This is a genomic window from Terracoccus sp. 273MFTsu3.1, from assembly GCF_000383675.1.
Classification (GTDB): Bacteria; Actinomycetota; Actinomycetes; order Actinomycetales; family Dermatophilaceae; genus Terrabacter.
Genome location: NZ_KB911820.1, coordinates 492,709 through 519,411 on the forward strand (window position 1 = coordinate 492,709; position 26,703 = coordinate 519,411).

Sequence of the window (26,703 nt, forward strand, 5' to 3'; positions counted from 1 at the left end):
AGCGGTCAGGTCGGGGTGAAGTCGACGAGGTGCAGGTGCAGGGTGCCGCCGGTGGGGGCGGGGTAGCGCCGCCCGAGTCGTGCCGGGGGCCGGGATCGGCCCGGTTGGCCGGTGTCGGGAGCCAGGACCAGGTGTGGTGGTGATGGTTTCCGGGTTGGTGGTTTCTGGGGTGGGCCGATGAGCAGGCCGGTGTCGGTGTGGAAGGTCAGGCCGTCGGGGCGGGTGGGGTCGCCGGTGATCGTGAACTCGCCGCGGTGGTGCCCGTCGTGGTGGAACGGGCACAGTGCGAGGAGGTTGGGGGTGTCGGTGGGGCCGCCGTCGCGCCAGTGGGTCAGGTGGTGGATCTCGAGGTGGTGGGTCGATCCGCAGCCGGGGAAGCGGCAGCCGCGGTCGCGGTCGAGGACCAGGACGCGGGTGCGGTGCGGCACGACGCGCTGGGTGCGGCCCACGTTGACGGGGTGCCCCTGCGTCTCCCAGACGGGGGTCAGGCTCCCGTCGCAGGTCAGGCCGTTCACGATCGTCTGGGGCAGACGGGGTCGTCCGGTGAGCCAGCCGCCGTCGGTGTCGAGGTGGACCTGAACCCGGTACCGCGCCCGCCGCGCAGCACCACCCGAAGCAGCACCACCCGCACCGCCCGTCCCGTCGCTGCCTGTCGTGGCGGCGTCGAGGGAGCGGGTGGCCAGCACGATGAGCGCGTCGGCCCAGGTGACGCGGGGCCGGCCGCCGTCGGTCTCGGTCCACGTCGGGTGCAGCAGGTCGCCGTTGAGCAGCTGCCGGTCGGGCTCCTGCCCGTCGGCGGTCAGGGTGTGGAAGAGGTGGTCCTTGGCCTCGGCCAGGGCGGCTTCGACGAGGGCGCCGACCTCGGCGGGGGCGTCGTAGCGCAGCCGGAACCGGCCGTCGGCGTCGAGGCCCATGCTCAGGTGCCCCGGCTCGACCGGCACCGGCTCGCGCCCGACCACGACCCTGCCCGCAGCATCCTCACCGCCCGCAGACTCCTGCGCACCCGGACCGTCCGCGCTGCCGCCACTGCTTTCGTCGGCAGGTACCTCGCCGGGCAGGCCGCGGCCGCGGCCGTCGACGCTGTCGGGCTGCAGGGTGAAGTCGTAGCGGGTGACGGTGCGCTCCAGCTGGGTCACCGTCGCGTGCTGGGCGAACTGGGCCACGCTCGTGTCGAACGCGGCCGGGGTGTGCCGGGCCACCACCGCGGCCTGGTCCAGGCTGATCCGCCCCTCCCGCAACGCCGCGACGGTGGCGGGCAGCTCCAGCGCCCGGCGCGCGAGCAGCACCACCGCGCCGGCCTGGCCCCGCGACAGCCCCGCCCGGAGCATCAGCCAGTGCTCCGGCGAGCGCAGCCCCGCCGCCTGCCACGACCCGTCGGCGAGGACCGCGACGAGGAGGTCGACGAGCCGGGCGTGCGCGTCGTGCAGGTCGGCGGCCAGGGACGCGACGTGCTCCCAGTCCCGCTCGAACTGCTGCACGCTCCGGCTCTGCTGCATACCCCTAATCGTACAGGTGTTCGAACGACTCGACAAGGCTTATCCACACCGAATCCCTTGCAGCACAGACGTTCTCACTAGTATGCACGCCTCAGCGATATGACCGAGCCTGCAGCTCGAAGAGCTCCGCGTAGGCCCCGCCGGCGGACATCAGCTCGTCGTGCGTGCCGTCTTCCGCAACGCGTCCGTCGACGAGGTGGACGACCCGGTCGGCCGCTCGCACCGTCGACATCCGGTGGCTCACGATGACGGTGATCCCACCTGTGAGCCGGCTCGCCGCACGCGCCCGCTCGAGGTAGCCGCCGAGGATCGCGTCCTCGGCCTGCGCGTCGAGGGCCGACGACGGCTCGTCGAGCAGCATGAGCAACGGCCCCTCCCTGAGTGTCCCCCGGGCGATCGCGAGCCGCTGCCACTGGCCGCCGGAAAGCTCTGTGCCGCCGGCGAACTGCCGACCGAGCTGCATGTCACGTCCATCCGGGAGTCCCTCCACGAGGCCGGCAGCATCGGCGCGGTCGAGCGCCGTGTCGACGCGTTCGTCTGTCGCACCGGCCAGGTCGCCCATCGCCACGGCCTCGCGCAACAGCACGTGCGGCGTCGCGTGGTCCTGGAAGACGGCGCCGATCCGGGCCTGCCAGTCCGCGTGCGGGATGTCGCTGAGCGGCCGGCCGTCGACGAGGATCGATCCCGTCGTCGGGTCGTGCAGGCGGGCGAGCAGCGAGACGAGCGTCGACTTGCCTGCGCCGTTCTCGCCGACGAGCGCGACGGTCGTGCCACGCTCCAGCACGAGGTCGACTCCGGCGAGGCTCGGCTCCGTCGCGCCCGGGTAGGTGAACGACACGCCCCGCAGCTCGAGGCCACCACCCAGGGCCGCCGGCGCGAATCCCGACGGTGTGACGAACCCTGCTGCATACTGCTCCACCTCGTCGAGGCGCGCGACGTGCTGGGAGGTCTGCACGGCATACGCGACGATCCGTTGGAGCATCCCGACCATGTCCTCGATCTGGGGCACGAGGAGCACGAGCACGACGAGCGAGCCCACGCCGACCGACCCTTTACGCACGAGCCCGAAGACCGCCAGCAGGCTCAGGGCGAGCACGGCGATCCAGGCGAGCCGGGAGAGGACGGCGAGCGTACGCGTGCGGCGCGCCGCCGCTGCCACGGCCGCGAGCCGTTCGTCGAGGGCCGCGTCCTGCGCCTCCAGCAGCGTGGCCGGTGCGCCGCTGCAGCGGACCTCGATGCCGGTCGCCGGGTCGCGCGCGATGTCGAGCAGACGGTCGGCGACCCGGACGGCCTCGGCGTTCTCGCGCTCGGCGTCCATGCGCGCGCGGATGGCGCGGCCCGACGCCCATGCCGGGAGGAGTGCCGCCGGGATGAGCAGGGTCAGCCACCAGGTGATCGAGGCCAGGACCCCTGCCAGTGCCACGGTCCCGGCGACGGCCGCGAGATCCGTCGACAGGCGGATTCCTGCGTTGCCGAGCTGCCGCGCGTGCCGACGCACGAGCGCGACCCGGTCGGCCATCTCCGGCATCTCGTGATGGGCAACCGTCGGGATGCGGGCGATGACCTGGAGGACGTGGTGATGGGCGTAGCGCTCGCCGAGGTCGTCGACGAAGAACCAGACGAGCGGCCACGAGACCGACTGCAGCACGGCGACGACGATTCCCGCACCCACGAGCCACAGCCCGCTCGTCACACCGGCAGCGTCACCAGCGCCGAGACCGTCGACGATCCGTCCCACCCCCAGCGTGGCGAGGGGTGCCAGCACGGCCGCCACCAGGGCGATGGCAAGACCGACCGTCGCGAGCCACGGGGCTGCCGCCAGCCCGAGCCGCAGCCACAGCCGGACCCGTCGCGTCAGCGTGCTCATCGCTGCTCCCCGGCGAGGAGGCGTGACGACTGCAGCGAGAAGAGCCGCGCGTAGGTGCCTCCAGCCGCCATGAGCTCGTCGTGCGACCCGTCCTCGGTGATGCGCCCGCCCTCCAGGACGACGAGGCGGGGGATGGGCCGCAGCACCGAGAAGCGATGCGACGCGACGAGCGACGTGATGCCCGACGTCAGGGCGAGCTGTCGCTCGACGAGGTGGGCCTCGGACCGGGCGTCGAGAGCAGCTGCCGGTTCGTCGAGCACCATCATGCCCGCGCCGTGCGCGAGCCCGAACGTCGCTCGTGCCAACGCGATTCGCTGCCACTGCCCTCCACTCACGTCCTGTCCGCCGGGGAAGGATGCGTCCAGCACGGTCTCCCACCCACCGGTCAGGTCGTCGATGACGCCCGCAGCGCCGGAGCGGGCTGCGGCCGCCTCCAGCTCGTCTCGGTCGGCCTCGGTCCAGCGGTGCCCGGCTCCCATCGTGACGTTGTCGCGCGCGCTCAACGGGTAGCGGCAGAACTCCTGTGTCAGCACGGCGACCCGACGCTGCCAGCGAGTCACGTCCGCGTCCGACATCGTCGCGAGGTCGACCCCGTCGACGACGACGCATCCGCGGTCCGGTCGCAGGGTCCCGGTCAGGAGCCGGATGAGGGTCGACTTGCCCGCGCCGTTGACACCGACGAGCCCGACGTTCTCGCCCGCGTCGAGGTGGAGCGACAGCCCGTCGATCACGGGGACGTCGCGGCCGGCGTACGAGAAGGTGATGTCGCGCAGCTCGACGGTGGGCGGGCGCCCGTGCCCGCCACCACGGAGGGCGTATGCCGTCCGTCCGCCCCGAGTGACCGCGGATCCGTCCGTGGCAGTGGGGGACTCGGGCAGCGGCTGCCCGTAGAGGCGCTCGGTCTCCTCCAGGTCCGCGAGGACAGCCGCGCCCCGGACGAAGAGCGGCAGCCCGCCGATCTCGGCCTGTGCGAGGAGCAGCACGAGCGGGATCACGGTCGCGACCGCGCCGACGTCGAACCGCCCGTCGAGGGCGCCGCGCACGACGTGGACGACGACGCCGACGGCGATCGCAGCCCGGCCGCCGTCGAGGAGCAGGGTCCAGACCGAGTTGTGGATGCGCTTGCGCCAGAACGGCCTCCACGACAGCCCCATCCGTTGCCAGTAGCGAGCCCCGAGCCAGTCGGCCAGCCCGAAGACCCGCACCTCCTTCGGGGCGAGCCCCGTGGCCAGGCCGAACGCATACTCCGCGTGGCGTTGGTGCTCCGTGGCCCCGACCCACTGGTCGAGCTCGCGGCGCATGAGGAGCGCCCGCGCGACGGCCACCGCGACAGCGGCGCCGACCAGGAGCAGGGCACTCGGCCAGCCCACGGCGGCCCCGACCGAGATCGTCGCCCCGACGAGGGTGAGGACGCCCGTGACGGCGACACCACCCTGCATGAGGCCCTGGTCGACCTCCCAGACGCGCGACCGCACTCGCTGGGCGCGGTCGAGGAAGTCGGGGTCCTCGAGGTGCTCGATCCGGACGGGGGAGACGAAGAGCCGACCCAACCGGCCGAGGACGTCCTTCTCCGTGCGCAAGCTGAGGTCCTGGAACACCGGCTCCTGCGCTCCGGAGATGACGACCTGGGCGGCGAGCACGGCGACGAGGCCGCCGAACTCCAGTGCGATGGTGCCCGTCGGGCCGCCCGCGGCAGCCGCAGGGAGGTCGGCGACGAGCCCGCCGACGAGCCAGGGCACGCCGACGGCGACGGCGGAGACCAGGAGCGCGTTGACGCCGACGAGCACCACCCCGAGCGGGTGCACGCGGTACTGGTGGCGCACGAGTCCGAGCACGCTCACCCCTGTCGTCGTGGACGCTGACCCGTCTCCGGTCTACCCGACTCCACCTCCCGGTGCATCCCGTTAACGTGGGGCGCATGGCAGACAGCGCGATCGCGGGCACGTCGTGGGTGGTCCAGGAGCTCGGCGGCACGGTCACGACCGACCCGAAGCCCGAGCTGTCGTTCGGCGACGACGGCCGGCTCACCGGCACCACCGGCGTCAACCGGGTCATGGGCCGCTACGAGGTCGCCGAGGGGCTGCTCACCGTCTCCGATGCCGCGACGACCCGCATGGCCGGCCCGCCGGAGGCGATGGAGCAGGAGCAGCGTCTGCTCGCCCTCTTCGACGCGCCCCGGGCCTTCGTCGTGACGGGCGACCGTCTCGAGGTCGGCGACGGCGAGACCCTCGCCCTGCTCGTGCGCCCGGGCGCCCAGCCCGTCTGAGGCCACGAGAGCCGTCCGGCGTCGGTTAGCGTGGATCACATGACGGGCCAGCCGTACTGGGAGAGCCCCGTGGACAGGCAGATCCGCGAGGCGCAGGAGCGTGGGGAGTTCGACAACCTCCCGGGTGCCGGCAAGCCCCTCGACCTCAGCGACTCGGGCGATCCCGACTGGTGGGTCAAGCGCTTCGCGGCGCGCGAGAACCTCGATCTCGGGGGCGCCCTGCCGGGGGCGCTGGGGCTGCGCAAGGAGGCCGCGGGCTATCCGGAGTCGCTCGTCGACGTGCGCACCGAGGCGCAGGTCCGCGAGGTCATCGAGGACTACAACAAGCGCGTCCTCGCCGACCGGCTGCGACCTGCGGTGGGCAACCTGCCGCCGCTCATCGCCAAGACCCTCGATGTCGACGAGATGGTCGAGCGCTGGCGGCCGCTGCGCGCCGCGCTCGAGGAGCAGCAGCGGACCGTGCGGGAGGAGAAGGCCGCCGCGGCTCGCGCCGCAGCGCTCGAGACCCGGCCGTCCTGGTGGCGCCGTCTCCTCGGAGGCTGAACGCGCCCTACCCAAGCGGCCGCCTCCGTGTCACGATCACGGTGAGCCGTGACCCCACGCGGACGACCTCGCGCGGGGCCACCCGTCGCAAAGGTGCGCATGTCCACAGCCTCCGGACTCGAAGCGGCCCTGACTGCGTTCGAGGACCCCGCAGCCAAGGCCCGCGACCTGCTGCGCCTGCACCGGGCCTGGGCGCACACGCACGAGGTGCCCTCCGGCGCCCGGGGGGTCGTCGCCCGCTCGTGGCTGCGCCAGACGCCCGAGGGCGACAAGATCTCGACGCCGATCTCGGACCACGCGCTGCTCGCCCGCCGGGAGCGCTCGCGCCTGCTCGCCTCCGTCGTGCCCGTCCTCAAGGACCGGCTCCTCCCCCTCGCCCACGAGGCCGGCAACGAGCTCGTCATCAGCGACGACGAGGGCTACCCGTTGTGGATGTTCGGCCCGTCGCCGATCCGCCGCCGCAGCGACGGCCTCGGCTTCGTCGAGGGCGCCCGCTGGCGCGAGGGCGACGTGGGCACCAACTCGCTCGGCACCGCGATGGAGGAGCGGCGACCCGTCCAGATCTTCGGCCCCGAGCACGCCCGGGAGGACCAGCACGCGTGGGTGTGCACGAGCGCCCCGATCCTCGACCGCCGGGCGCGGACGCCGCTCGGCGTCGTGACGCTGAGCGGGGCCTTCCGCACCGCCCACCCACACACGCTCATGCTCGTCACCATGGCGGTCCGCGAGGCCGTCGAGACGCTCGCCGGCCAGCACGAGCGCGACCTGCGCCGGGTCGCCCGCGCGAGCGAGTCGTATGCCGGGTCGGGCCGTTTCGTCGTCGTCGACCGTCACGGGTGGGTGGCCCGGGCGGAGGGCTTCGGCGTCGGCGAGCGTGTCTGGGTGCCCGGCAGCCTGCGCGAGGGCACGGTGTGGGTGCCCGAGATCGGGCAGGTCCGGGCCGAGGCGATCACGGGCGGCTGGGTGCTCCACGAGTCGGTCAGCGCCCCGGCGTCCGTCGAGGTCGTCCGCCACCCGAGCCCGCGCCTCCTCGTCACGACGGCCGGATCGACGGTCGAGATCGCCCTGTCCGAGCGGCATGCCGAGATCGTCGGCCTCCTCGCGCACCATCCGGCCGGGCTCGACACCGCCGCCCTCATGGCCCTGCTCGACGGCGCGACGACGCCTGTGACGATCCGGGCCGAGATGTCGCGCCTGCGCAAGCGGCTCGGCGGCCTCGTCGAGAGCCGGCCCTACCGCCTCACCACGCCCGCGACGGTGCGGCCCGACGCGACCTGAGCACCCGGCATACGCCATCGGGGTCGACCTGCAACGTTCTGCAACCCTGTCCGGCGACCCCACGCCCTCCTAGCGTCAGCACCACGACCCCACCACGTGGACAAAGGAGTTGGCGATGGGTGAGCAGATGACGGCGAGCGAGTGGCTCGGGAGGTTCGGGGATGCGCTGGCCTCCGGCGAGGTCGACCGGGTGACCGGTCTCTTCGGGGACGAGTGCTACTGGCGCGACCTCATCAGCATGACGTGGAACATCCACACGTCCGAGGGCCGCGAGCAGGTGGCCGACATGCTCGACGGCGTCGAGCGCGGCGCGTGGCCCACCGACATCGAGCCGACGAGCGAGTCCGAGGCCGACGGCGTCCACGAGGCGTGGTTCACCTTCGGCAACGCCACCTTCACCGGCAAGGGCCTGGTCCGCGTCCGCGACGGCCAGGCGTGGACCCTGCTGACGAGCGCGCAGTCGCTCAAGGACCACCCCGAGCCGTCCGGCACCCGTCGACCGCGCGGCGCCGAGCACGGCGTCAACGTCTCGACGGAGAACTGGCTCGACAGGCGGCAGCAGGAGGTCGAGTCCTACGGCGTCGATGCCGAGCCCTACGTCCTCGTCGTCGGCGGCGGGCAGGGCGGCATCGGCCTCGCCGCGCGCCTCAAGCGTCTCGGCGTCCCGACGCTCGTCGTCGACAAGTACCCACGGCCCGGCGACCAGTGGCGCAGCCGCTACCACTCGCTGTGCCTGCACGACCCGGTCTGGTACGACCACATGCCCTACCTGCCCTTCCCCGACCACTGGCCCGTCTTCACGCCCAAGGACAAGATGGGCGACTGGCTCGAGAGCTACACGAGGGTCATGGAGCTCGACTACTGGAGCAACAGCGAGGCGACGTCGGCGACCTTCGACGCCGAGACGGGCGCGTGGACCGTGCACGTGACCCGTGAGGGGCGCGAGGTCGTGCTCCACCCGGCGCAGCTCGTCCTCGCCACCGGGATGAGCGGCATCGCCAACGTGCCGACGCTGCCCGGGCAGGACGTCTTCCAGGGCGACCAGCACCACAGCAGCAAGCACCCGGGCGGCGCGCGCTACGCCGGCAAGAAGGTCGTCGTCATCGGCTCGAACAACTCGGCCCACGACATCTGTGCCGACCTGTGGCAGAACGGCGCCGAGCCGATCATGCTCCAACGGTCGAGCACGCACATCGTGCGGTCCGACTCGCTCATGGACCAGGTCCTCGGCCCGCTCTACTCCGAGGAGGCCGTCGCGAGCGGGATCGACCACGACACCGCCGACCTCGTCTTCGCCTCGATCCCCTACAAGATCCTCGCCGACTTCCAGCGGCCCGCCTTCGACGCGATCCGTGAGCAGGACAAGGACTTCTACGCCGCGCTCGAGGCGGCCGGCTTCGACCTCGACTTCGGCGACGACGACTCGGGGCTCTTCCTCAAGTACCTCCGGCGCGGCTCGGGCTACTACATCGACATCGGCGCCTCGGAGCTCGTCGCGAAGGGGGCGATCCGGCTGGTGCGCGGGCAGGTCGACCACCTGACCGAGCACGCCGTCGTCCTCACCGACGGCACCGAGCTCGAGGCCGACGCCGTCGTCTACGCCACCGGCTACGGCTCGATGAACGGCTGGGCCGCCCGGCTCATCAGCCAGGACGTCGCCGACGCGGTCGGCAAGTGCTGGGGCCTCGGCTCCGACACGACGAAGGACCCGGGCCCCTGGCAGGGCGAGCTGCGCAACATGTGGAAGCCCACGCGACAGGACAACCTGTGGTTCCACGGCGGCAACCTGCACCAGTCACGGCACTACTCCCGGTACCTCGCGATGCAGCTCAAGGCCCGGATGGAAGGCATCGACACCCCCGTCTACGCCCTCGCGGAGACCCACCACCTGGCATGAGTCTGGGTGAAGTCTGGGAGTTCCATGCCATTTGAATGGGAATGCCCCCGCGGCGGGTCTCGAGACCCCCGCGGGGGCACGCCCGGGGCTACGGTCGAGCGGCCCACCCGCACCCCGAGCAGCCCCAGAGGTGAACCCATGAGGCGTCCCACCCGCAGAACCACCGGCCTCGCCGTCGCAGCCGTCGGCTCGGTCATCGGCTCCCTGGTCGTCGCCAGCGCGTCCCCGGCCCTCGCCCACGGCGACGCCGGCGGCCGCCACGACCAGACCCTGACCCCGCGCACCCACTTCGTCATGGCCGCCGACGGCTCGAGCGGCGCCCGCGCCGACGGCGCCGGCATCCCCAACATCGACTCGGTCAAGAAGACGATCTACAGCTACTACGGAGACCCCGGCACGGGCCTGGCCAACCGGACGAGCTCGCCCTACATCTCCGAGATGGGCCGGATCACCCGCGGTCTCCGGGCCCAGCTCGAGCGGACGTATGCCGCCGCGGAGCGAGCGGGCAAGAAGCCGGCCATCGTGCTCGACGCCGACGACACGACGCTGTGGACCTACGACATGGAGGTCGCGGACATGAAGTTCGTCTTCGACCCCGTGCGTCAGGACTACTGGGTCCAGCACCGGCTCTTCCCGGCGACGCCGACCATGGTCGACCTCGTCAACGAGGCCGACGCGATGGGCTTCACGATCTTCGGCCTGACCGGTCGCGGCGCGGCCCAGAAGGACGCGACGATCGGCAACCTCAAGGACGTCGGCTACAACGCCTTCACCCCCGACCACTACTTCACGAAGTGGGCCGGCTCGACGCCTCCGGCCTACATCACGTGCGCGACCGCGAAGTGCACGACGGTCGAGTACAAGGCCGGCACGCGCAAGCACATCGAGCAGGACCTCGGCTACGACATCGTCCTCAACATCGGCGACCAGTGGTCCGACCTGCAGGGTGGTCATGCCGACCGCAACGTCAAGCTGCCCAACCCGACGTACTACCTCCCGTCGCCCGACCTGCCCGGAGTCAGCGAGCCCCGCCTCGCGCCGCGCACCCACTTCAGGATGAAGCCGGACGGCTCGAGCGGCCTCACCGAGAGCGGCGAGGGCATCCCCAACATCGACTCGGTCAAGAAGACGATCGCCACCTACTACGGCGACCCCGGCACCGGCATCGCGGACAGGACGAGCTCGCCATACATCACCGAGCTCGCAGCCCTCGAGCGGCGCACCACCCAGCGCCTCGCCAGCGAGTGTCGCCAGGGCGTCCGCGCGGGCTCGAAGCCGGCCGTCGTCTTCGACGCCGACGACACGACCCTGTGGACGTACGACATGGAGGTCGCCGACATGAAGTTCGTCTTCAACCCCGTGCGCCAGGACTACTGGGTCCAGAACAAGCTCTTCCCGGCGACGCCCGGGATGCCTGCTGTCGTCAAGGCCGTCGCCGACTCCGGCTGTGCGGTCATCGGCCTCACGGGCCGCAACAGCGGCCAGCGCGCGGCCACCCTCGCCAACCTCCACGAGCAGGGCTACCCGCAGTTCAGCGACGACCTCTACTTCACGAAGTGGCGCTCGAGCGAGACCCCGCCGGCCTACATGCAGGGCCACTGCAAGGCCTACCCGACGTGCACGACGATCGAGTACAAGTCGACGACCCGCGCCCACATCGAGCAGGACCTCGGCTACGACGTCGTCGCCAACCTCGGCGACCAGTACAGCGACCTCATCGGCGGCCACGCCGACCGTGCGGTCAAGCTGCCCAACCCGACGTACTACCTGCCCTGACCACCCGGCCCCGACGGGCCAGCACGACGTATGCCGTCACGACCGTCACCGACGGGCGTGACGGCATACGTCGTCGTGGGCTCCCTTGCGGCTCAGTGCTGCTGGGAGTCCTCGTGTGCGACGGAGCGCACGAGGTCGGCGACGGAGTCGACGATGCGGCTCGGGCGGTAGGGGAAGTGCTCGACCTGCTCGCGGCTCGTCGAGCCGGTGAGGACGAGAACGGTGCGCAGGCCCGCCTCGAGCCCGCTGATGATGTCGGTGTCCATCCGGTCGCCGACCATGATCGTCGTCTCGGAGTGCGCGTCGAGGCGGTTGAGGGCGCTGCGCATCATGAGCGGGTTGGGCTTGCCGATGTAGTAGGGCTGGCGGCCCGTCGCGGTCGAGATGAGGGCGGCGACCGAGCCGGTCGCCGGGAGGGTGCCGGCCGGGCTCGGACCGCTCGGGTCGGGGTTCGTCGCAATGAAGCGGGCGCCCTTCTCGATCAAGCGGATCGCGCGGGTGATGGCCTCGAACGAGTAGGTCCGCGTCTCACCGAGCACGACGTAGTCGGGGTCGCGGTCGGTCATGACGTAGCCGACGTCGTGCATCGCCGTCGTCAGGCCGGCCTCGCCGACGACGTAGGCCGAGCCGCCGGGGCGCTGCTCGGCGAGGAACTGGGCCGTCGCCAGGGCGGAGGTCCAGATCGCCTCCTCCGGCACGTCGATGCCGCTGCGGAGCAGCCGGGCGCGCAGGTCGCGCGGCGTGAAGATCGAGTTGTTCGTCAGGACGAGGAAGCCCCTGCCGGACTCCTTGAGCGCCGTGACGAACTCGGCGGCGCCGGCGATCGCGTCCTCCTCGTGCACGAGGACGCCGTCCATGTCGGTGAGCCACGTCTCGACGGGCCGGTGATCGGTCATGGACCCCATTGTGGCGGGTCGGGCGGCCGCGCCGCTCAGGACGCCGACTGGGCGATGGCGAGGTCGACGCGGTCGGCCGTCAGGGCGTGCTGGATGACCATCGTGGCCGCGCCGATGACGCCGGCCTGCACGCCGGTGGTGGCCGGCACGATCTGGAGCACGCCGGTGGCGAGCGGGAGCGAGCGGCCGTAGACGACCTCGCGGACGCCGGCGATGAGGCTCTCGCCCGCCTGGACGAGCGAGCCGCCGATGACGATGACCGAGGGGTTGAGCAGGCTGACGCACGTGGCGAGCACCTCGCCGATGGTGCGCCCGGCCTGACGCACCGCGAGGGCGGCGGGGATGTTGCCACCCCGGACGAGGTCGACGATGTCCTTGTTGGACTCGGCGACGATGTCGATCTGCTTGAGCGCCTTGGAGATCGCCGGTCCGCTGGCGACCGCCTCGAGGCAGCCGACGTTGCCGCACGAGCACAGGACCTCGGGGGCGTGCGGCGCCGCGACGTGGCCGAGGTCGCCGGCGGCCCCGACCGCCCCGCGGTGCAGGCGCCCGCCGCTGATGATGCCGGCGCCGATGCCCGTGGCGACCTTGACGAAGAGGAGGTGCTCGACGTCGGGGTGGGCCATCGCGTGCTCACCGAGCGCCATGATGTTGACGTCGTTGTCGACGAGAACCGGCACGTCGAAGTCGCGGCGCACGTGGGCCGGCACGTCGTAGCCGTCCCAGCCGGGCATGATCGGCGGTCGCATCGGGCGTCCGCTCGAGTGCTCGACGGGTCCGGGCACGCCGATGCCGATGCCGATGAGGTCTCGGGGCTCGCGGCCCGCCTGCTCGAGGAGCCGGCGGCTCGTCGCGACGAGCCAGTCGAGGACGACCTCGGGGCCGTCGGTGATGTCGAGGCTCTCGCCGATCTCGCAGATCGGACGGCCGCTGAGGTCGGTCAGGGCGACCCGGCCGTGGGTGGCGCCGATGTCGGCGCCGACGACGACGCGGGCCTCGGGGTTGAAGGCGAAGCGGACGGGCGGTCGGCCGCCGGTGCTGACGGCCTCACCGCTCGGGGCGAGCAGGCCGGTCGCGAGCAGCGCGTCGACGCGTGCACCGACCGTCGACCGGGCCAGGCCGGTGAGCTTGGCGAGCTCGGCGCGGGTACGGGGCGTCTCGTCGCGGAGCAGCTGGAGCAGCTCGCCGGCACCACTGACGGCGGTGGCGGCATACGCGGACGACGATGGCTCTGGACGCACGTTTCAAGTCAAGCACAGACGGCTTCGGTATGTCATGCGACGGCTTTCGTGTCTCAGCGCGAAAACTTTTGCTTGACGTGCCGACAAAAGTGGGTCACGGTGTGACGCATGGAATCTCGACGGCGAGATGTAGCAGGCACCCCTCTCCTGCGAATGACAAACGTGGTCAAGCGTTTTCCCGGGGTCGTGGCCCTCGGTGGCGTCGACCTCGACGTGCAGTCCGGCGAGGTGCACTGCCTGCTCGGCCAGAACGGCGCGGGCAAGAGCACCCTCATCAAGGTGCTCGCCGGCGTCCACGAGCCCAACGAGGGCACCATCGAGTGGGCCGGCGACGCCGTCACCCTGCACCACCCCCAGGCCGCGATGGACCTCGGCGTCGCGACGATGTACCAGGAGCTCGACCTCGTCGAGGGCCTCACCGTCGCGGAGAACATCTTCCTCGGCCACGAGCCCACGCGCTTCGGCTTCTCCCAGCGCACGTCCGCCCGCCGCGAGGCGGCCCGGCTGCTCGCCCGTCTCGGCCACCCCGAGATCTCGCCCGCCGCCGAGGTCGGCACGCTCTCGGCAGCGTCGTGCCAGATCGTCAGCATGGCCCGCGCCCTCTCGCGCGACGCGCAGCTCATCATCATGGACGAGCCGTCCGCGGTGCTCGACGCGGGCGAGGTCGCGCAGCTCTTCCGCGTCATCCGCGAGGTCACCGACCAGGGCGTCGCCGTCGTCTACATCTCCCACCGCCTCGAGGAGATCCGCGAGATCGGTGACCGCGTCACGGTGCTCAAGGACGGCAAGACGGTCGCGACCGGGCTCGACGCCAAGTCCACCCCGACGCAGGAGCTCATCCGACTCATGACGGGTCGCTCCATCGAGTACGTCTTCCCGCCCAAGCCCGAGGTCGTCGTCGACGCCGAGCCCGTCCTCCGTGTCGAGGGCCTCAGCCGGGCCGGCGAGTTCGGCTCGGTGAGCTTCGACGTGCGACCCGGTGAGGTCGTCGGGCTCGCGGGTCTCGTCGGCTCGGGACGCAGCGAGGTCGTCGAGACGATCTTCGGGGCCCGCAAGCCCACGAGCGGCACCGTCAGCGTCGACGGCACGGTGGTGCGCGGCGGGTCCGTCGCGGCAGCCGTCGCCGCCGGGATCGGGCTGTGCCCCGAGGAGCGCAAGAGCCAGGCCCTCGTGCTCGGCGCCTCGCTCGCCTCGAACATCACGCTGGCGACGCTCCCGCGCTTCTCGCGCGGCGGCCTGCTCGACGGGTCGGCCGAGGTCGAGGCCGCCGAGGAGCTGCTCGAGTCGCTCGACGTGCGTCCGCGCGGCGTCCACCGTGAGTCGCGCACCCTCTCCGGCGGCAACCAGCAGAAGGTCGTCCTGGCCCGCTGGCTGCTCCGCGGCTGCAAGGTGCTGCTCCTCGACGAGCCGACCCGTGGCGTCGACGTCGGCGCCCGCTCCGAGATCTACGCGCTGATCCGCCGCCTCACCGACGAGGGCGTCGCCGTCGTCGTCGTCTCCAGCGAGATCCCCGAGGTCCTGGGGCTGTCCAACCGGGTGCTGGTCCTCGCCGACCGCACCGTCCGTCACGAGGGCCCGGCCGACGAGCTCGACGAGCACGCCGTCCTCGACATCATCCTGAAGGGAGACGCGGCATGAGCGCCGACGTCACGAAGGTCGACCAGGCAGGGGAGCCCGTCGCCGGCCGCGCCGAGGGGGACGCCACGGCCACCCCGAGCGGGCCACCGGTCGGTGGCGCCGCACCCCGGAAGGACGGCGGCCTCGCCGGCTTCCTCAGCGGGCCGGCCGGCCGCAACGCGGGCCTCGTGCTCGCCCTCATCCTCCTCGTGGTCGTCGGCATCGTCACGGCGGGCGACCGCTTCGCCAGCCCCGAGAACGCCCTGACGATCCTGCGCCTCGGCTCGGTCATCGGTGTGGTGAGCGTCGGCATGACGTTCGTCATCTCCGGCGGCGGCATCGACCTGTCGGTTGGCGCCATCGTCGCCCTCTCGTCGGTGTGGGCCACGACGGTCGCCACGCAGACGATGGCGGCGAACGTCCACTGGATCGTCATGGTGGTCGCGGCACTCGTCGTCGGCGCCGTCTGCGGACTCGTCAACGGGGTGCTCATCGCGTACGGCCGGATGGCCCCGTTCATCGCGACCCTCGCGATGCTCGCCGCCGCCCGCGGGCTCGCCGAGATCATCGCCAAGCGCCGCACCCAGATCATCCGCGACCGCGGCTTCATCGAGTTCTTCGGCGGCAGCGTCCTCGGCATCCCCGTCCTCGTCATCATGTTCGCGATCGTCGCCGTCGTCGGCTGGGTCCTGCTCAACCGCACGACGTTCGGCCGGCGCACCCTGGCTATCGGGGGCAATCCCGAGGCGGCCCGTCTCGCGGGAATCCGGGTGCAGCGCCAGACGATGTACCTCTACATCCTGCTCGGTGTCGCCTGCGGCATCGCGGCCGTGATGATCATGGCCCGCACGACGACCGGCACCTCGACGCACGGCACGCTCTACGAGCTCGACGCGATCGCGGCCGTCGTCATCGGCGGCACGCTCCTCAGCGGCGGCCGCGGCACCATCGTCGGCACCGTCCTCGGCGTCCTCATCTTCACGACGCTCACCAACGTCTTCACCCTCAACAACCTCGACACGTCGACGCAGGCGGTGGCCAAGGGGGCGATCATCGTCGCCGCCGTCCTGCTCCAGCAGCGGGTCTCCCGCACCAGGTCGGGCTAGCCGAACGGCCCGGTCGACAGCAGCACCACCAGCACGGCAGAGCACCACTCACACCGCACCACCCCTCTTCGCTCACATAGGAGTCAGCGTGTCCGCATCACTCTCCCGTTCGACCAAGCGCGTCGCCGTCCTGGCGATCGCCCTGAGCTCGGCACTCGTCGCCGCCGGCTGCACGAGCAACGACCCGGCCACGACTCCCGCGGCCTCGACCCAGCAGGCCAGCAACGCGGCGAGCGACAACGACGCCCCCGGCAAGAAGGTCGTCATCGGCTTCTCCGGCCCGGCCGCCGACCACGGATGGCTCGCCGCCGTCAACAACTCGGCCCTCGCCGAGGCGAAGAAGTACAGCGACGTCGAGCTCAAGTCCGCCGAGGGCACGAACGACGCCAGCCTCCAGATCAGCCAGATCGAGACCTTCATCAACGACAAGGTCGACGCGATCGTGCTGCTGCCGACCGACGGCGCGGCGCTCACCGAGGTCGCCACCAAGGCCATGCAGGCGGGCATCCCCGTCATCAACGTCGACCGTGAGTTCTCGAGCCCGTTCGCCGCGCGCGCGACGATCCTCGGTGACAACTACGGCATGGGCGTCTCGGCCGGCACGTACGCCTGCAAGATCGTCAAGGACAAGAACCTCACCAACCCGGTCATCGCCGAGATCGCCGGCATCGACGCCCTGCCCCTGACGCAGGACCGTTCGAAGGGCTTCGCCGACGCGCTCAAGGCCTGCAACCAGACCGTCGACAACCGGGTCGCGGCCGAGTTCACCGTCGAGTCCGGCGAGAAGCAGGCGTCCAACCTGCTCCAGGCCGCACCGAAGATCGACGTCCTCTGGAACCACGACGACGACCAGGGTGTCGGCGTCATGGCCGCGCTCGACCAGGCCAACCGCCACGAGATGGCCTTCATCGGCGGTGCCGGTTCGGCCAACGCGATGCGCTGGATCCAGGAGGGCAAGATGGAGGCCACGGTCATCTACCCGCCGACCCAGGCTGCCGACGGCATCAAGCTCGCGCGCCTCATCGCCCAGAACAAGGGCCTGAGCGACCTCGTCCAGGTCGAGGTGCCCAACCGCGTCGTCCTCAACGCGCCCGTCGTGACCAAGGAGAACGTCGAGCAGTACCTGCCTCTCGGCTTCGAGTCCTGACCGGTCGGTGCCCGCGCCGCCGCACCGGTGACGCGGGCACCGCACCGCACCCGCAGGACCGAACCGTCAGCGGTACCACCCCACGTCGGATGTGAGGACGTCATGAGCACACCCAGCAAGCCCACCCTCGGGGTCGGGATGATCGGCTACGCCTTCATGGGGCGGGCCCACTCCCAGGCCTGGCGCAACGTGCGCAGCTACTTCGACGTGCCGGCCGCGCCGGGTCTCGTCGCCGTGGCCGGGCGCAACGAGGCGGCCGCGCGCGACACGGCCGACCGCTTCGGCTGGGCCGGGGTCGAGACCGACTGGCGGCGCCTGCTCGAGCGTGACGACATCGACATCATCGACATCTGCACGCCGGGCGACACCCACGCCGAGATCGCCGTCGCCGCGCTCGAGGCCGGCAAGCACGTGCTCTGCGAGAAGCCCCTCGCCAACTCGGTCGGGGAGGCCGAGGCGATGGTCGTCGCCGCAGAGGCGGCCCGGTCGCGGGGGGTCCGCTCGATGGTCGGCTTCACCTACCGCCGGGTCCCGGCCATCGCGTACGCGCGTCGCCTCGTCACCGAGGGACGCCTCGGTCGCATCCTCCACGTCCGCGGCGCCTACCTCCAGGACTGGCTCGTCGACCCGCAGTCGCCGCTCACCTGGCGCCTTCAGAAGGAGCGCGCCGGCTCCGGGGCGCTCGGTGACATCGGCGCGCACATCGTCGACCTCGCCCAGTTCGTGACGGGCGAGCGGCTCACCGGCGTCAGCGCGCTCACCGAGACCTTCGTCCGCGAGCGCCCGGTCGCCGACCCGACGACGGTCGGCACCGGCGGGATCAGCGCGTCGGCCGCCCAGAACGGCTCGGCCACCACCGGGCCGGTGACCGTCGACGACGCCGCCGTCCTCGTCTCGCGGATGAGCGGGGGCGCGCTCGCCACGTTCGAGGCGACGCGTTTCGCGAACGGCCGCAAGAACGCGATCCGGCTCGAGATCAACGGGACCGAGGGCTCGCTCGCCTTCGACTTCGAGGACATGAACGTCCTGCACGTCTTCGACGGACGTGTCCCGAGCCGGGACGCCGGCTTCACCCGGGTGCTCGTCACCGAGTCCAGCCACCCCTACGTGGCGTCCTGGTGGCCGCCCGGCCACGTGCTCGGCTATGAGCACGGCTTCACCCACCAGGCGGTCGACCTGCTGACCGCCATCGCCGAGGGCACCGACCCCCGGCCTTCCTTCTCCGACGGGCTCCAGGTGCAGCGGATCCTGTCGGCGGTCGAGACGAGCGTGGAGCGGGAGGGGTCCTGGACCCCGATCGACGGGGCCCACGCGACGTCACCGGCCATGTCCTGAACGTTGCGGTGGTGCACCCGACCTCGCCTGTCAGAAAAGGAGATTCGGCTCAACCGCACGTCTAGTCTCTGTCACCCCCTGAAGGAGCAAGCTCACATGCACGACAATGACGTCAACCCGCTCAAGCTCGTCAGCAAGCTCGGCCTCAACCGTCGCCAGTTCTTCGCAGCCACGACCGGCATGGCGGCCGCAGTCGCCATGACCGGGGCCGCCGCGGCCCAGGCCGCCCCCGGCGCCAACGGCGTCCTCATCCCGGCGCCCCGCCGCGGCATCATCCTCTACACCGTGCGCGATGCCGTCAGCCGCAACCCGCTGACCTCGCCCTACGCCTCCGGTTTCAAGGAGGTGCTCACCGAGCTCTCCTCGATCGGCTACCGCCAGATCGAGTTCGCCGGCCTCACCCAGAACGCCAACTCGGAGGGCGGTGCCAACCTCAACACCGTCGAGGGGGCGACGCTGCTCCGCTCGTGGCTCGACGACCTGGGCCTCCAGGCCGAGGGCAACCACGGCTCCGTCCCGTCGACGATCACGGACGCCAACATCGCGGCGTTCGACACGGCCTGCGAGATCGCCAACATCCTCGGCATGGGCCACATCGGCACGGGCAGCGACCCGACGAGCAGCGCCTACGTCGCCGACTGGGAGGCCGCCGCAGCACGCTGGGACTTCTACGGCGAGCGGGCGTCCCGCCACGGCCTCAAGCTCTACACGCACAACCACGACATCGCCTACAGCTTCCTGCTCGACAGCGGGCCGCTCGACGCGAACGGCCGGCCGACGCGCTCGTCCGGCATCCGTCGCCTCGAGCACTTCCTCGCCAACACCGACCCGAAGCACGTCTATCTCGAGATGGACATCTACTGGGCGCACGTCGCGCAGTACAAGCACAAGACGTACACCGCTCCGGACGGATCGGTCGTCACGTCGCTCTTCGACCCGGCCGCCGTCGTCGCCGCCCAGACGAACCGCTTCCCGCTCTTCCACGCCAAGGACGGCAAGATCGACACGACGCAGGCCAACGGCTACGTCATGGCCCCCTTCGGCCAGGGCGACATCGACTACTCGACGTTCCTGCGTCGCGTCGGTGCCAAGGGCTCGCACAACCCGATGTGGGAGATGGACACGGCACCGGGCAACGCCACGACGGCCCCGAACCAGTCGATGGAGCTCTCGAAGGTCAGCTACGACAACATGGCCGCCCTTCGCGGCTGACGCCGTCCCCGTTCCCACGGGGGCCGAAACACGAAACGCCGACCCCCGGGGAGTGCAAGTGCCGTTGCAGCGGCGCGCTCCCCGGGGACCGGCTTCGCCCGTCTCTGTCAAGAAGGACGTACCGATGAATGCTACTTCGCGATCCAGGGCGAGGAGGCTGGTTGCCACAACTGCGGCAGCCGTCCTCGCCTGCACGGCGCTCGGCGCCGTGGCCACCCTCCCCGCCCAGGCGCACGACGGGGTCGACCACGGCTCCGAGCCGGCGCTCGACTGGTCGAACTACGAGAAGATCACGCTCACCAAGGACACCGGTGAGCCGATCGACATGGCCGTGCTGCCCGACCGCCGCGTGCTGACGACCGCCCGCAACGGCGACGTCCGCCTCGTCGACCCCGACACCGGTGTCACCAAGGTGGTCAACACCCTTCCCGTCTACAACAACTCGGAGGACGGTCTCCAGACCGTCACCATCGACCCCGACTTCGACACGAACAAGTGGGTCTACCTCTACTACGCACCGCGCACCATGACGGCGCCGTACGTGACGACGACCCCGACCGGGTCGGCGCCGAACAGCCTGCCCGCGGGTGCGGACGCCTCCTACTGGGACCAGTGGAAGGGCTACAACCAGCTGAGCCGCTTCAGGTGGGACGACGCGGCCGACAAGCTCGACCTCGCGAGCGAGCAGGTCATCCTCAAGGTGGAGACGCAGCGCGGCCAGTGCTGCCACGTCGCTGGTGACGTCGACTTCGACGCCGACGGCAACCTCTACCTCTCGACCGGTGACAACACGCCGGCGAGCGCGCCGGGCGCCAACGGCTTCGCGCCGAACAACAACGCCCCCGGCTTCAACCCGGGCTTCGACTCGCGTCGCGGCGCCGGCAACACGAACGACCTGCGCGGCAAGATCCTGCGCATCCACCCCGAGGCCGACGGGTCTTACACGATCCCTGCGGGCAACCTCTTCGCGCCGGGCACCGCCAAGACCCGTCCCGAGATCTTCGTCATGGGCGTGCGCAACCCGTTCCGCATGGACGTCGACCCGGTCACGAACTCCGTCTCGTGGGGCGACTACGGTCCCGACGCCGGCGCCGCCGACCTGCAGCGCGGCCCGATGGGCTACGTCGAGTGGCAGACGACGGCGATCACCAAGCCGGTCAACGGCGGCTGGCCGTACTGCCACGGTCCGAACGCCAACTACAACGAGTGGAACTTCGCGACGGCGACACCCGGTCCGTGGTTCGACTGCGGTGCCGGCGCCAAGAACAACTCGACGTGGAACACCGGTCTCGCCCAGGTGCCCCCGGCCACCGCGCCGACGCTCTACTACGGCGACAACAACACGCACCAGCCGTGGCCCGAGCTGACCGACTTCGACCCGCAGGGTGGCCAGGGACCGATGGGTGGCCCCGTCTACCACTACGACGCGACCAACCCGTCGACGACGAAGTTCCCGGCGTACTGGGACAAGAAGGCGTTCTTCGCCGAGTTCTCGCAGGACTACCTCGCGGTCTTCGACGTGCAGTGGCCGAACGGACCCGTCGACCACATCCAGCACTTCCTGCCCAACAAGGCCCTCGAGACGAACGGCCAGCCGATCACCGACAGCCCGATCGACATCGAGTTCGGGCCGGACGGCTCGCTCTACGTCCTCGACTACGGCGACGGCTTCTTCCGGCAGAACCCCGACGCCGGCCTCTACCGCATCGACTACTCGCCCGGGAACAAGGCACCGCAGGCCAGCATCAAGGCCACCCCGGTGAGCAGCAGCACCGCGCCGCTGACGGTCGCCTTCGACGCGTCCGGCTCGGTCGACCCCGAAGGCGGGGCCCTCACCTACGAGTGGGACTTCAACGGTGACGGCACGTTCGACGCGACCGGTGTCACGGCGAGCTACACCTACAGCGAGCTCGGCAAGTACACGGCGCGACTGCGGGTCACCGACCCACAGGGCCGTCGCGGCCTGACGAGCACGTCGATCAGCGTCGGCAACGTCGCCCCGACCATCACCATCGCGACGCCGCCCAACGGTGGCTTCTTCGACTGGGGCCAGGCCGTGCCGTTCGACGTCAAGACCTCGGACCCCGAGGACGGCGCCGCGACCGTGTGCTCCCGCGTCAGCTGGACCTTCGGTCTGGGCCATGACGCGCACGCCCACCCGCTGAGCCAGGGCACGGGCTGCCAGTTCGCGATCCCGACCCCGGCCGATGCGACGCAGCACGGTGAGACCGAGAACATCTTCGGCGTCGTCGTCATCACCTACACCGACAACGGCGCCAACGGCCTGCCCGGTGCGACCACCACCGAGCAGCTGATCCTCAACCCGAAGAAGCAGGAGGCCGAGTGGGCCGACGCGACCCAGGGCGTGGAGATCACGAACGACGACTCGGCGAGCGGCCTGCGCAAGGTCACCTCGTTCGACGCCGGTGACTGGCTGGCCTGGGACCCGGCGAACCTCGTCGGCGTCACGGGCGTCACGGCCCGCGCCTCCGGCAGCGGCACCCTGTCGCTGCGGTGGAACTCGCCGACGGCGGCTCCCTTCGGCACCATCGCGGTGAACGGCTCCGGCTGGACCGACGCGGCAGCGACCCTGTCGTCGAAGCCCACCGGCACCGGGCGGCTCTACGTCACCTCGTCGGGCGGGGTCGTCCTCGACTCCCTCACGTTCGTGGGCAACGGCGTCGCGGATGTCACGCCCCCGGTCGTCTCGGCGACGCTGAACCCGGCGACGCCGAACGGAGCGAACGGCTGGTACACGAGCAACGTCACCGTGACGGTCAACGCGACCGACAACGGCACCGTCGCCTCGCGCCAGCGCTCCACCGACGGCGGGGCCACGTGGGTCAACGCCAACACGGCGCTGACGATCTCGACCGAGGGCACGACGACCGTGCTCTACCGCGCCACCGACAACGGCGGCAACGTCTCGCAGGTCGGGTCGGTGACGGTCAAGCTCGACAAGACGGCCCCGACCGTCGCGGTCTCCGGCGCGGCTGAGGGGGCGTCCGTCAGCAACGCGGGAGACGTCACCTGGACGGCGACGGACGCCACGAGCGGCATCGACTCCGTGACGGCCACCGTCGACGGCGTCGCCGTCGCGGCCAAGCCGCTGGCGCTGTGGACGCTCTCGCTCGGGAGCCACACGCTCGTCGTCAAGGCGACCGACAAGGCCGGCCTCGTCACGACGACGACGAGGACGTTCACGACGACGACCTCCATCCTGTCGCTGACCGCCCTGACGGAGCGGCTGGCCCGTGAGGGCCTGGTCACTCCGGCCGGTGAGAAGGAGCTCGAGAAGCGGCTCCAGCAGGCCGAGAAGCACGTCGCCGGTGGTCGCACCGCGGCAGCGATCTCGCAGCTCGAGGGCTTCGTCGCAGCAGCGAAGTCCAGCTCCAACGTCCGCGACGCGGCGGCCTCGGCCGCCCTGCAGCGCGACGCCAACGCGGTCATCGCCTCGCTGCGCTGACCCATCCCGGTGGCCCGGCGGCGGGCACACGCCCCCGCCGCCGGGCCACCGGCCCCACCACGTAGAGGAGAACGACCATGACGGACGAACGAACCGGACTCTGGCTCGTCGGCGCGCGCGGCTCGGTCGCCACGACCGTCGCGACCGGCCTCGCCCTCATCACCGCCGGCGGCGCCGGACCCGACGGCCTCGTCACCGAACAACCCGACCTGGCGGGCGCCGGCCTCGTCGCGCTCGACCACCTCGTCGTGGGCGGCCACGACGTCGCCGACGTGCCGCTCGTCAAGCGCGCGGCGCAGCTCGCCGACGCCGGCGTCATCCCGCACACGGCCCTCGCGCTCGTCGCCGACGAGCTCGACCGCACCTGCAGCCGGATCCGCCACGGGCACCGGGACGCGGAGGAGCGCCAGGCCGATGCCGTCGAGCGGCTGGCCGCCGACATCCGCGACTTCGCGCAGGCCGAGTCGCTGACACGCGTCGTCGTCGTCAACGTCAGCTCCACCGAGCCGGTCGTCACCGACGACCCCGCTCACGCCTCTCTCGACGCGCTCGAGCAGGCCTGGGCCGCAGGGGAGTCCCCGCTCCCACCGAGCGCCGTCTACGCGGCGGCCGCGTTCATGGCCGGCGCCGCCTTCGTCGACTTCACCCCCTCGACGGGCGCGCGCCTGCCGGCGCTCGAGCAGCTGGCCGTGCGCCATGGCGTGCCGTGGGGCGGGAGCGACGGCAAGACGGGCGAGACGCTCGTCAAGTCGGTCCTCGCGCCGATGTTCGCAGCGCGCTCGCTCCGGGTCCGTTCCTGGGCCGGCACGAACCTCCTCGGAGGCGGTGACGGTGCCACGCTCGCCGATCCGGAGGCGATGGAGAGCAAGGCCCGCAGCAAGGCCCGCGGCCTCGAGGCCATGCTCGGTCACCCCGTCGACAGCCCCGTCCACATCGACAACATCGCCGACCTCGGGGACTGGAAGACGGCCTGGGACCACCTGACCTTCTCCGGCTTCCTCGGCACGCGGATGTCGATGCAGTTCACGTGGCAGGGCTGCGACTCGAGCCTCGCCGCGCCGCTCGTCATCGACCTGGCCCGCCTCGCCGACCTCGCGCTCCGGCGTGGCGAGGTGGGGCCGCTGCCGGCGCTCGGCTTCTTCTTCAAGGACCCCGTGGGCTCCGACGAGCACCGCCTCTTCGAGCAGCAGCGGGTGCTGACCGCATGGGCGACGGAGCGGGCGACGGCGTCGTGACGACCCTGCGCGACCTCGTGGAGCTGGTGCGTGCACCGGCCGCCCTCACCGTGCCCGGCGACACCCTCGCGGGTGCGGCGAGCGCGGGGTGGCCGGCCGGCGCGCGCTCAGCGGCGCTTCCGGTCGCGTCGACGTGCCTCTATTGGGCGGGGATGGCGCTCAACGACTGGGCCGACCGGCGCACGGACGCCGTCGAGCGCCCCGAGCGACCCATCCCGTCCGGCCGCGTACCGGCGCGCACCGCACTCGCCGTCGCCACCGGCCTCACCGCCACCGGCGTCGCCGTTGCCGCGGCCGCCGGTGGTCGTCGCTCGGCCGCCACGGCCGCGGTGCTCGCGGCGGCGGTCTGGGCCTACGACCTGTCCCCCAAGCAGGGGCCGCTCAGCGTCGCGACGATGGCCTCGACCCGAGGGCTCGACGTGCTCCTCGGCGCGAGCGCGGGCGGACTGCCCGGTCTGCGGGCCGCGGCCGTCCCGGCCGCGCTCGTCGCCGTGCACACGGCCGGGGTGACGGCCTTGAGTCGCGGTGAGGTCCACGGCGGATCCACCGGTGTGGCCCGGGCCTGCGTCGCCGCGACGGTGCTCGTCGCCTCGGCATCCGCCCTGCGGTCGGTCCCTGCCGCCGGTCGTGGACGCGCCGGGGGAGCGCTCGGCGCCGCGCTCTCCGTGGCCCTCACGGGGGCGTATGCCGTGAGCGTCCTCCGTGCCCAGCTGCCCGCCGCGCGCACCCCCGATGCCGGCACGGTGCGCCGGGCCACGGGCGCCGGCATCCGCGGCCTCGTGCCGCTCCAGAGCGCGGCTCTCGCGGCGACCGGCCACCATGCGGCTGCCCTCGGTCTCGTCGCGTCCGCACCGGTCGGTGCGGCGGCCATGAGGCGGGTGTCGGCGACATGAGCCTGCGTTTCGGCTACGGCCTCAACGGCTTCACCGACCATCGGCTCGATGACGCGCTCGCGCTCCTCGCCGACCTCGGCTACGACGGTGTCGCCCTGACCCTCGACCACGCCCACCTCGACCCCTTCGCGCCCGACCTGGCCGGCCGCACGGCCCGGGTCGGGGCCCTGTTGGAGCGTTACGGACTCGCCGTCGTCGTCGAGACCGGTGCGCGCTACGTGCTCGACCCTCGTCACAAGCACGAGCCGACGCTCGTGTCCCAGGCCGGTCGCGAGCGACGGATCGACCTGCTGGAGAGGGCGATCCGTGTCGCAGCGGAGCTCGGCTCGCCCGCCGTGTCCTTCTGGAGCGGCATCGCCCCCCGTGGCACGAGCCGGGACGAGCTCTGGGCCCGTGTCGAGGCCGGCGTCAGCGCCCTGCTGCCCGTCGCCGAGTCCCATGGCGTCGACCTCGCCCTCGAGCCGGAGCCGGGCATGGTCGTCGAGCGCATCGCCGACGTGCTCGAGCTGCGGCGCCGACTCGGCTCGCCCGACCGGCTGCGCCTGACCGTCGACGTCGGTCACCTGCGCTGCACCGAGGACGTCGAACCGGCGGCCTGTGTGCTCGGTGCGGGTGACCTCGTCGCCAACGTCCAGATCGACGACATGCGGCGCGGCGTCCACGAGCACCTGCCCTTCGGGGAGGGCGAGGTGGACTTCCCGCCCGTGCTCGCCGCGCTCGAGGCCGTCGAGTTCACCGGCCTCGTCGCCGTCGAGCTGCCCCGCCACTCGCACGCCGCTCCGTCGCTCGCGGCGTCGAGCCTCGCGTTCCTGCGCGAGGCCGCCCGACGACCCCAGGAGGTGGGCCGATGAGCCCCGTGACCACGCAGGACGCGATCGCCGAGGTGGCGTCCGACCCCACGAGCCTCGACCGGCTCTTCCCCGCGGCCGCCCGCACCGCGGCCCGCGAGGGTCTCGACGGCGACGCCGCACGCGAGGCGCTGCTGCTCGCGGTGCCCGGCCCGGCGGCATACGTCATCGACGCCGTGCGTCGCGTCTACGACCACGGCGACGCGGCCGAGCGGCGCGCCGTCCTGCTCGCGCTGCCCGCCCTCGACGCGCCCGGACGCCCCAACGCCATCGGGGACGCAGCGCTCCCCATCGTGCGGGACGCCCTGCGCACCAACGACACCCGCCTGGTCGCCGCCGCCCTCGGGCCGTATGCCGCCGTGTACCTCGACGCCGACGCGTGGCGCCAGGCGGTGCTCAAGGTCCTCTTCACCGGCATCCCCGTCGAGCAGGTCGCCGGCCTCGCCGACCGCGCCGACGCCGAGCTGGCCCGCATGGTGCGCGACTACGCCGCCGAGCGCGAGGCCGCCGGTCGCGTCGTGCCCCCGGACGCCCGAACGGTCCTCGACCTCTCCCTTGCCCACCGAGCCGACTGAGGAGCAGCC

At 71.8% G+C, this 26,703-nt stretch carries 20 protein-coding genes; 15 read left to right on the top strand and 5 right to left on the bottom strand.

Annotated features, from left to right (window positions below; translation table 11 throughout):
- Positions 1–5: 5 nt before the first annotated feature.
- The 3 genes from H283_RS0102280 to H283_RS0102290 all read right to left on the bottom strand — a co-directional run bounded on the left by H283_RS0102280 (position 6) and on the right by H283_RS0102290 (position 5,204).
- Positions 6–1,496, bottom strand: coding sequence for an HNH endonuclease signature motif containing protein (locus H283_RS0102280; RefSeq protein ID WP_020141892.1), 1,491 nt, complete (start codon positions 1,494–1,496; stop codon positions 6–8).
- 91 nt (positions 1,497–1,587) lie between these two features.
- The gene (locus H283_RS23765) at positions 1,588–3,363 is read right to left on the bottom strand and encodes an ABC transporter ATP-binding protein (RefSeq protein ID WP_020141893.1); all 1,776 of its coding nucleotides are present in this window, start codon (positions 3,361–3,363) and stop codon (positions 1,588–1,590) included.
- Entirely contained in the window at positions 3,360–5,204 is a 1,845-nt protein-coding gene (locus H283_RS0102290) for an ABC transporter ATP-binding protein (RefSeq protein WP_020141894.1), read from the bottom strand. The genes H283_RS23765 and H283_RS0102290 overlap by 4 nt, the downstream gene beginning before the upstream one ends.
- 77 nt (positions 5,205–5,281) lie before the next feature.
- Between H283_RS0102290 and H283_RS0102295 the strand changes: the two genes are divergently transcribed.
- From H283_RS0102295 to H283_RS0102315, 5 genes are all read left to right on the top strand, one after another.
- Positions 5,282–5,629, top strand: a complete 348-nt coding sequence (locus H283_RS0102295) for an META domain-containing protein (RefSeq protein WP_020141895.1) — start codon at positions 5,282–5,284, stop codon at positions 5,627–5,629.
- Between the two features lie 39 nt (positions 5,630–5,668).
- The gene (locus H283_RS0102300; protein ID WP_020141896.1) at positions 5,669–6,172 is read left to right on the top strand and encodes a DUF1992 domain-containing protein; all 504 of its coding nucleotides are present in this window, start codon (positions 5,669–5,671) and stop codon (positions 6,170–6,172) included.
- Positions 6,173–6,271: 99 nt separating this feature from the next.
- Complete coding sequence (locus H283_RS0102305) at positions 6,272–7,450, top strand: helix-turn-helix domain-containing protein (protein ID WP_020141897.1); 1,179 nt, start codon at positions 6,272–6,274, stop codon at positions 7,448–7,450.
- A 115-nt stretch (positions 7,451–7,565) separates the two neighbouring features.
- Positions 7,566–9,347, top strand: coding sequence for an NAD(P)/FAD-dependent oxidoreductase (locus H283_RS0102310; protein ID WP_020141898.1), 1,782 nt, complete (start codon positions 7,566–7,568; stop codon positions 9,345–9,347).
- 138 nt (positions 9,348–9,485) lie between these two features.
- Positions 9,486–11,123 (top strand): HAD family acid phosphatase, encoded by a 1,638-nt coding sequence (locus tag H283_RS0102315; RefSeq protein ID WP_020141899.1) that lies wholly within the window; start codon positions 9,486–9,488, stop codon positions 11,121–11,123.
- A 92-nt stretch (positions 11,124–11,215) separates the two neighbouring features.
- Here the strand turns inward: H283_RS0102315 and H283_RS0102320 are convergent, their stop codons facing one another.
- The gene (locus tag H283_RS0102320) at positions 11,216–12,028 is read right to left on the bottom strand and encodes an HAD-IIA family hydrolase (RefSeq protein ID WP_020141900.1); all 813 of its coding nucleotides are present in this window, start codon (positions 12,026–12,028) and stop codon (positions 11,216–11,218) included.
- 26 nt (positions 12,029–12,054) lie between these two features.
- Positions 12,055–13,260, bottom strand: coding sequence for an ROK family transcriptional regulator (locus tag H283_RS0102325; RefSeq protein WP_020141901.1), 1,206 nt, complete (start codon positions 13,258–13,260; stop codon positions 12,055–12,057).
- Between the two features lie 153 nt (positions 13,261–13,413).
- On the opposite strand from H283_RS0102325, the gene H283_RS0102330 reads away from it, so the two are divergent.
- From H283_RS0102330 to H283_RS0102375, 10 genes are all read left to right on the top strand, one after another.
- Positions 13,414–14,898 carry a sugar ABC transporter ATP-binding protein gene (locus H283_RS0102330; protein WP_028785275.1) on the top strand — a complete coding sequence of 495 codons (1,485 nt, stop codon included), beginning with the start codon at positions 13,414–13,416 and terminating at the stop codon, positions 14,896–14,898.
- Complete coding sequence (locus H283_RS0102335) at positions 14,895–15,983, top strand: ABC transporter permease (protein WP_020141903.1); 1,089 nt, start codon at positions 14,895–14,897, stop codon at positions 15,981–15,983. Before H283_RS0102330 ends, H283_RS0102335 begins: the two co-directional genes overlap by 4 nt.
- A gap of 88 nt (positions 15,984–16,071) precedes the next feature.
- Positions 16,072–17,130 carry a substrate-binding domain-containing protein gene (locus tag H283_RS0102340; RefSeq protein ID WP_020141904.1) on the top strand — a complete coding sequence of 353 codons (1,059 nt, stop codon included), beginning with the start codon at positions 16,072–16,074 and terminating at the stop codon, positions 17,128–17,130.
- Positions 17,131–17,232: 102 nt separating this feature from the next.
- On the top strand, positions 17,233–18,465 hold the full coding sequence (locus H283_RS0102345) for a Gfo/Idh/MocA family protein (protein WP_020141905.1): 1,233 nt from the start codon (positions 17,233–17,235) through the stop codon (positions 18,463–18,465).
- A 96-nt stretch (positions 18,466–18,561) separates the two neighbouring features.
- Positions 18,562–19,677, top strand: coding sequence for a sugar phosphate isomerase/epimerase (locus tag H283_RS0102350; RefSeq protein WP_020141906.1), 1,116 nt, complete (start codon positions 18,562–18,564; stop codon positions 19,675–19,677).
- A 208-nt stretch (positions 19,678–19,885) separates the two neighbouring features.
- Complete coding sequence (locus H283_RS0102355) at positions 19,886–23,143, top strand: PQQ-dependent sugar dehydrogenase (RefSeq protein ID WP_020141907.1); 3,258 nt, start codon at positions 19,886–19,888, stop codon at positions 23,141–23,143.
- 77 nt (positions 23,144–23,220) lie between these two features.
- Positions 23,221–24,378, top strand: coding sequence for an inositol-3-phosphate synthase (locus H283_RS0102360; protein WP_020141908.1), 1,158 nt, complete (start codon positions 23,221–23,223; stop codon positions 24,376–24,378).
- A complete protein-coding gene (locus H283_RS0102365; protein WP_020141909.1) occupies positions 24,348–25,271 on the top strand; it encodes an SCO3242 family prenyltransferase in 924 nt (307 codons plus the stop codon). The genes H283_RS0102360 and H283_RS0102365 overlap by 31 nt, the downstream gene beginning before the upstream one ends.
- Positions 25,268–26,122, top strand: coding sequence for a sugar phosphate isomerase/epimerase (locus tag H283_RS0102370; protein WP_020141910.1), 855 nt, complete (start codon positions 25,268–25,270; stop codon positions 26,120–26,122). The genes H283_RS0102365 and H283_RS0102370 overlap by 4 nt, the downstream gene beginning before the upstream one ends.
- Positions 26,119–26,694, top strand: coding sequence for an EboA domain-containing protein (locus H283_RS0102375; RefSeq protein WP_020141911.1), 576 nt, complete (start codon positions 26,119–26,121; stop codon positions 26,692–26,694). Before H283_RS0102370 ends, H283_RS0102375 begins: the two co-directional genes overlap by 4 nt.
- Positions 26,695–26,703 lie beyond the last annotated feature (9 nt).